The 8970-nt window shown below is 45.0% G+C and carries 1 protein-coding gene; it reads left to right on the top strand.

Annotation, left to right across the window (positions count from 1 at the left end; all coding sequences use genetic code 11):
- The coding region (locus R7H07_RS06110) for a tandem-95 repeat protein (protein ID WP_318122873.1) at window positions 1–8892 on the top strand (8892 nt) is incomplete at its 5' end.
- Window positions 8893–8970 lie beyond the last annotated feature (78 nt).

Here is an 8970-nt window from a genome sequence, read left to right as displayed (position 1 = left end):
GGCACGGTCTCGGTCAACCCGGACGGCAGCGTCACTTACACGCCAAACGACAACTTCCACGGTACAGACAGCTTCACGTACATCGTTACCTCCGGTGGGGTATCGGAATTCACCACGGTGAACGTCGATGTCACGCCAGTCAACGATGCGCCAGTGGCAAAAGATGATACCGCTGTCACTGGCGAAGACACGCCAGTGACGATTGATGTCCTACCAAACGATACTGACATCGATGGTGATACGTTAAGCATTGATTCGGCGTCTGTGCCGAGTGACCAAGGTACAGTTGAAATTGTTGACGGCAAGTTGGTGTTCACACCGGCTGAGAACTTCCATGGTGACGCTGAAATCACTTACACCGTTAGCGATGGTGCACTGACTGACCAAGCGACGGTCAACGTCACCGTGAATGCGGTGAACGACACGCCTGTGGTTGAAAGTAGCATTGCAGACCAAACCTTGGCGGAAGATTTCACCCCATACAGCATCAATCTGAATACCGCTTTCAGCGATGTGGATAACGTGGATGGCGAGTTAACGTTTAGCGTCTCTGGCAACAGCAACATTCAAGTGGCGATCGTCAATGGGATTGCTACGTTCACTCCAACGGCAGACTGGAACGGCTCAGAAGCATTGACCTTTACGGCGACCGATCCAAGCGGCGAGAGCGTTAGCCAAACGGTGAACTTCACAGTAGCGCCAGTGGCGGATATCGTGGCAGATAAAGCGACGGTTGTGGAAGACACACCAACCATCATCAAGGTCTTAGGTAACGACACGTTCGAAGGCAACGACAACGTGGTGTCGCTGGATACCAATAACGGCCCAGCTAACGGCACGGTCTCGGTCAACCCGGATGGCAGCGTCACTTACACGCCAAACGACAACTTCCACGGCACAGACAGCTTCACCTACATCGTTACGTCAGGTGGGGTGTCAGAGTCCACCACGGTGAACGTCGATGTGACGCCAGTGAACGATGCGCCAGTGGCGACCAATGACAATGCCGTTACTGACGAAGACACGCCAGTGACGATTGATGTCCTGCCAAACGACACCGATATTGATGGCGATAAGTTGTCTATCCAATCGGCGTCTGTACCTGAAGCGCAAGGCACAGTTGAGATTGTTGATGGAAAATTGGTCTTTACACCGGCCGAGAACTTCAATGGTGACGCCGAAATCACTTACACCATCACTGATGGTTCGCTGACTGACCAAGCGAAAGTAGCTGTTACCGTTAACCCAGTAAACGATGCGCCAACGATTAAGGTCGATGCTGTAGAAAGTATCACTGAAGATGCAGTGAATACCGATACGGTAGTGGCAACGTTGGAAGTCGCTGATATCGACACGCCAGAAGAGCAATTAACCGTTTCTTTAGAAAACAACTCAAACGGCTACTTTGCGCTAGTTGGCGATGAAGTCAAACTGACTCAAGCGGGTGTTGACGCGGTTAACAACGACGAACTCAACCTTAAAGACCTAACGATCAGCGCATCAGTATCGGATGGTGTTAATCCAACGGTTAGCGACAGTGATAGTTTGATTGTGAATCGCGTTAACGATGCACCAACAGTCGACAATGTGATTTCAGATCAAGTGTTAGCAGAAGATTTTACGATCTACACGATTGATTTAAACGACGCATTTAAAGACAGCGACTCCGCACTGAACTTCTCAGTGTCCGGCAACAGCAACGTGTTGGTGTCGATTGAAAATGGCATCGCGACCATTAGCCCAACTGCGGACTGGAACGGCTCAGAAACCCTAACCTTTACCGCCACCGATCCAAGCGGTGAAAGCGTTAGCCAAACGGTGAACTTCACAGTGGCGCCTGTGGCAGATATTGAATCTGACCGCGCGACGGTTGTGGAAGACACACCAACCATCATCAAGGTTTTAGGTAACGACACGTTCGAAGGCGACGACAAAGTGGTGTCGCTGGATACCAATAACGGTCCAGCTAACGGCACGGTCTCGGTCAACCCGGACGGCAGCGTCACTTACACGCCAAACGACAACTTCCACGGGGCAGACAGCTTCACCTACATCGTCACCTCCGGTGGTGTCAGTGAATCCACCATTGTTAACGTCGATGTCACGCCAGTAAACGACAAACCTGACAGTGAAGACTTTACGCATGTGGCCGATGATCAGCTTACGCACGTTGTGTTTGATACCGATACGAAGCCTCTGGGTCACGGTGACTCTCAAGATCATATCGCGGATGTTGAAGACGACTTAAAAGGCAACGATCTACATGTCCGAATTACTGAACTGCCAACCTCAGGTACGTTGTTCTTTAAAGATAGTGATGGTGAGTTGCACGAAATTAAAGAAGTAAGCGATACGCTTTATGACAAAGACAGCCTTTACTATGAGGCTGATAATGTGGGTTTCTTATTAGGTATCAAGGATCGCCCAGATACACTAAATAGTTCCGAGTCTACAACAGATTTCAATAATTGGGGGCTAAGTGAGGACGGAGGTCCATCACACTCCCGTACTGAGCATTTAGCAAATGGAGCTTCTATCACCATTTCTTCTGATAGCGGTGAGCTTGCGCAGTACAACCGCCAGGTGTCACACATCGGCAATGGTATCGCTGACAATGATGGGCAGGGTATTGAGAAAGGTGAAACGATTACGATCGATTTGTCTAATAATCCTGTGGGCAGCGTAAACCTTGGCTTAGATGGATTAGGTGGATTGTTTGATTACGGTGATGACAACGCAGCACTTATTACGGTTACATACTTAGATTCAAATAATGTCCAACAGACTCAAACGTTCGAGTTTTTGAAGCCTGAAGGCAACTTCATGCTATTCCAAGAAACAAGCGTTGGTTATGGGAAAGATCTAGCTCTTCCTGAAGGTTCGGTCATTACTCAGTTAGATTTTTCTACGAAAAATGAAGGGAACTGGGAGTTACGTTATGTAGAAGGTGTACCTGCCGAAGACAGCTTTGGATATGTGGCAGTCGACTCTGAAAATGGCGTTAGCGATCCATCTACAGTCAATATCGTTAATGAAATGCTAGATGGTAATATTGCTGAAAATGGGCCAAGCCTGTCTGTGGTCGGTGATAGCGTGACTGAGGGTGACAATGTCACGTTCTCGGTTGTTCTAAATGAAACCACTAGCACTGCCGTTAAGTACCAAGTTGATATGCTTGCTCAAGGTTCTTCAGTTGATAAGAATGACGTAAATCTATCAAATGCAACCTATACAAATGGTGTTGTTTTCTTAGGTGGTTACTTGATTGTTCCTGCAGGTATAAGTAGCTTCGAAATATCGATTCCGACTATTGATGACTTGGTTGTGGAAAGCAGCGAAACGATCGTTCTTGAGATCGGCGGTGAAACGGGGACGGCAACAGTTCTTGATAATGACAGTACAAAACTTAGCGTAGTAGATGCCGGCGATGTCATTGAAGGAACTGACGCAATATTTACCGTTTTACTCTCTAACCCTGTTCAAGAGGCCGTTGTCGTCAATCTGAAGTCAACAACAAATGATAGCTATACTGCGGAAGATGTTGATTTAGGCACTATGGTAGTGACCTATGTGGATACTCATGGTCAAACTCAAACATTAGATATGGCGCCTAATGGAGACGTTACCATACCTCCAGGTGTCGCTGAAATTAAAGTCGCAGTCCCGACCAAACTAGATAATGTCCATGAAGGTGATGAGAGCTTTGGTCTGACGGTTACGGAAATCGGTAGTGTCACCAGTAATGGTATTGCAACTGGTAACGCAAATATTGTGGATTCTGATCCTGCACCTTTAGTTAGTATTAGTGCCGATCAAAACAGCGTAAATGAAGGTGAAACGGCAGGCTTTACGCTGACACTTGATAAAGTTGCAGATGAGAGTGTTACGGTTCATGTCGAATATAGTGGCGTGGCCCAAGATGGAAAAGATTTTGTTGGCGTTCTGAGTGTTGAAGTTCCTGCGGGTCAATCTTCAGCTGCTCTTGACTTACTGACGGTCACCGATGGTATTTATGAGGGCGCAGAATCTTTCACAGTAACCATTAAAGAGGTTGATGGCGCTGATGCGAGCATTGCTTCAAATAACAGCGCAAGTGTTGTGATCGTTGATGCCCAAAGTGCACCGAAAGTGACTATTAGCTCAGATCAATCCTCAGTTGATGAAGGTAGTGATGCAAAATTTATCGTCAACATTGACCAAAAAGCAGATGAAGATGTACTGGTAACATTCACAATCGGAGGGAATGTTGATGACAAAGATTATATTGCTCCAAGTACGTACACAGTCACGATTCCAGCGGGTAAAACGTCGGCGCCGATTGATATAAAAACTCTCGATGATGGTATTTACGAAGATCTTGAAAACCTAACCGTGACTCTAATTGATACGGTTGGTGCAGATTCGACGCTTGCAAGTGACTCGAATGAAGTAACAGTCTCTATTATAGATGCTCAGCACGCTCCAGAGTTTATTTCTGGCGGCGATAGTGCTGGTGACAAACCAAATGATGATGTTTACGACTTCGGGTCAGTTAACGAAAACACGGTGAGTGGGGCCGTTATCGGCACGGTCGTTGCTGAAGATCACGATAATGACGTGCTTGTATACCGCTTTGCAGATGGCTCGAGCACTAATGGTATTTTTGATATCGACCCGACAAGTGGAGAGATTTCATTGAACAAGACAATCGATGATGTTGACTTGGGCGATTATACGCTTCAGGTTGAGGTTATCGATGGAACTGGCGGGATTGATACTGCCGAGGTAAATGTTTCTCTGGTAAATGTGAATGATGCTCCTGAATCTTCGCCTTCAGTGGTTGAGATGAATGAAGATACTCAAGTGATGCTTGATTGGTCATCATTCGGTATTAGCGATGTGGACTCTGATGTATCAGATCTATCCGTCCAAATTACAACGCTTCCTAGCGATGGCTCATTAGAGTACAGAGATTCGCAAGGCGATTGGCAGTCTGTACAAATCGATCAAGTCCTCGATAAATCGCTTTTTGAGGAAAACGGTGTTCGTTTTGTACCTGAATTAAATGAATCAGGCAGTGACAGCTTCGGCGGAAATCAAGTCGGAGATCAGGAATCTAGTTACGCTCAAATTGGTTTTAAACCGACAGATGGGCAGAGCTCTGGTCAAGAGTCGACACTGACAATAGACGTGAACCCTGTAGCTGACAAACCGAACTTAATTGCAGTGACGCCATTAAACTCATTGCCTCAACAAGAGTTTAACGTTACGACATGGAGTAATGTTCAAGTTGGTTCTAGTGATGGTATGGGGGTCAATGGAGAGACTCTAATCTCAGCGATCAACGCTCTTAATGAAGCCGATGGTACTCGATTGAGTTGGGCAAATGTGGAAGATTTAGGGACTCATGCAACCTTGGCAAATGAGGCCGTTCTAGTCACATCTCTTGTTTATCTCGAAGCTGGCTCGAGTTACGACTTTGTCGGTCAAGCCGATGATAGCCTTGCAATTAAGTTGGGTGGTACGTTACTTGATCAAGCTCGTTGGGGGAGCGACAGTGGTGATATTAAGGGAGCTAGCTTTACCCCTTCGGTATCTGGCTTTTATCCAATTGAAATTTATCACCATAACCAAAGTGGTCCGGGTAACTTTAATGTGGATGTATCCATTAATGGACAAGCGCCTGTCAACCTGAGCAATAGTAGTCTTTACGTAGTTAGTGATGAAAGTGCACTAGAAGCAACTGATATCAGAACGTCTGAACTACAAGAAGTTAATGGTGTTGCGTTTTACGAAACATACCAGCTGAACGAAGGGTTACAAGATACAGCGATACCGCTCTCTGAAATTAAAGCAAGCTTAAATGATACAGATGGCTCTGAATCACTTAAAGTCACGCTAACTGGCTTACCTGTAGGTGCGATCCTTTCAGATGGAAATAGTTCTATTACTGTCGCAACTATTGATGAAGAACTGGACGTGACAAGTTGGGCATTAGATGCACTTACTGTGACTCCACCTGCGGGCTCCCATGATGACTTCACTATCAATTTGACTGCAACGAGTACAGAAAGCTCGAATGGTGATTCAGCAGAATCTAACTTGGCGATCAATGTTGTAGTACATGAGAACTTACCGACGGAAACGGAAAGTGATTTGGGCGAAACCATAGAAGACAATACTCTACAAGGGAATGTATTGCTTAATGACTCTGACGGCGACAATATTCTGATGGTAGATCATCTTACTATCGATGGTGCTGATTACGAGGTAGGCGAAAGTGTTTCTTTGACTAGTGGTACGTTACTAGTAAACCGAGATGGTAGTTACATATTTGAACCTGCTGAGCATTGGTCAGGTGACGTTCCATTAATTAGCTATACCACAAATACTGGCGTAACAAATACACTTGATATCAATGTTGTTGCTATCGCAGATGCACCTACGATCACGATCAATGTTGGCGACTTAGTTAAACGAGATGCTATTGATCCAAACCATCACTTAGCTACATCGGCAATAAATAATACCAATACCGAAAATGAGGCTGTCGCAGCCAACCTTGGGTTGGATAATGCAGTACCTAAAATTAATACACACGCTGGTGTTGTGTTGGGAGTCAATACTGACTTAAGTGACACCGACAGCTTGTTTGTTGGGACAGATTTCAACGATGTATTCTATGGTGGCGGTGGCGATGACGTATTTGTTGGCGGTGGTAACAATGATACGTTTTATGGTGATGACGCGACCAGTCTTACTCTGCATGATGGTAAAGATACAGTCTACTTAACAGGGAACTTTGATGACTACAAAATGACCTTCAAAGACGATCATGGAGGTAAAGTTCCATATTGGATTTTATTAGATAGTCGTTCTATCGATTCGGTAAACGATCATACAGGTAGTGATGACCGAGGTGATCATTTATATGAAATTGAACGCGTTGTTTTTGCAGACAAAATTGTTGATTTGAAACCTGATGGCACTTATGAAGTGCTTCAAGATCGCTGGATTTCGGTCGATGTGGATGTTGATCTAGTTGATGTCGATGGAAGTGAGGATTTAGCGCAGACTGCTCTTGTACAAGATCTACCAGACGGTGTTGACGTGTATGTTGATGGGGTCGCAATTAAGCAAGATTCAAATGGAGATTACCCTGTCACTCTTGGTACAGATGGTAAGCTTTCCCTGGATATCAGAGTGCCATTCGATTATGAAGGCAGCTTAGAGTTCCCGCTAAGCGTTACTGCTACGTCTGTTGAAGGATCAAATAATGACGCAGCTTCAACAACTGAATCCGTTGAGCTTACAGCTCGTGACTATGTGTTGGAATCGGGATCGCATGGGAATGATCAGATAACGGGTAGTGACGATCACGATATTATTGTTGGTGATGTTCAAGGATTGGAGATCATTGCAGGTCAGGACTACAACATCGCATTTGTTCTGGACACTTCAGGGAGCATGGGTAACTGGGTAGGAACTGCGAAGCAAGAAGTGCTAGATGTGTTTGATGAGCTGTTAAGTGCGGTAAATCAAGGAGAGAAGCCAGGGACAGTGAATATTCACCTTAGTGAATTTGCTTCAAGTGCATCAGCGGTGATTTCTGTTGACTTGAGTTCTCTTACAGCAAGAAAAGAGTTTGTAGAAGAGTTGAATCGTGTAATTGATGATGAGGGTTCTGGCGGCACAAACTATGAGGCGGGCTTACAGTCGGCCGTTGAATGGTTCAGCAGTCAACCTAACCCTAATGGCCAAAATATCACGTACTTTGTTACGGATGGTCAACCAAATAGAGCAACATACCTCTATGGTGTAGCACCGAGTGAATTCTCGAAAGTGATTTTGGACGTCGATAATTCTGGCAAGCTTGTTACCCTGCAAGATATTGCGAGTAAAAACAATTACTCATACGGACAAACAGTTACCTACAAAGGTGATGTCGTTATAGATAGTTACGGTAAGGTTTATTCACCGCTAACAGGAAGAATCCTTGGCGATATCGACAGATATTATGGCTCTATCCGTTATTACGATGAAGGGAATAGCTCGACACAAGCTCAACACATGTATCAAGTACTAGCGGCATTGTCCTCTATAGAAGCGATAGGTCTTGGGAGTGGCGTTGATGAACATACACTCAAGCAGTATGACACTGATGGTGTGGTAGAGTCAGATATTGATGTTACTAAGCTTGCTGAAACGATATTGGGTCAAGATGTACCTCTCAAACAAGGTTCAGACACTATTCAAGGAGGTGAAGGTAACGATATCTTGTTAGGTGACTTAATTGAGTTTGGTGGTAATGAACAAGGCTTAAGTGCGATTCAATCACATGTGGCGCAGCAAACGGGTCAGGATGTGTCTACCGTTGACGGCGAAGATATACATGAGTACGTTAGAAATAACTTGGAAGAATTCAACCAAACTCACCAAGGAGATAAATCGGATAATTTATATGGCGGCGCTGGTGATGACTTACTATTTGGTCATGGTGGCAACGACATACTCGTTGGCGGTGAAGGGGATGATATTCTGATTGGTGGTTTAGGTAGTGATACTTTAACAGGGTCAGAAGGGGCGGACATCTTTAAGTGGAGTGAAGTCACTAACGATGTTGATACTGTCACTGACTTCAATAAAAATGAAGACGCTCTAGACTTCTCAGATCTGTTTGACGACTTATCTAAAGATGAAATTGGAGAGCTTCTTAATGATCTTCAATCAGGTGATCATACTGGTGATGTCGGAGAGTATCATGTAGAAGTGGCACCAGACGGGGGATCTGAGGCAAACCTGAGTATTACAAAAGGGAGCTCGACATTGGACATCCATTTTGACGGTGCAAGTGTTGATGATGTGACTCAAAGCTTAATTGCGAGTTTAGAAGCTCAGTACAAAGACATGTAGTAGCGCTAAACTGTAGTCAAATTTAAAATCAAAAAAGGTCTAGCAATTTGCTAGACCTTTTATTTTTACGGTCTGTTT

Origin of the sequence: Vibrio sp. Vb1127 (assembly GCF_033338735.1) — a bacterium.
In the GTDB taxonomy this organism is placed as follows: domain Bacteria; phylum Pseudomonadota; class Gammaproteobacteria; order Enterobacterales; family Vibrionaceae; genus Vibrio; species Vibrio alginolyticus.
This window is presented reverse-complemented; position numbering and strand designations above follow the sequence as displayed.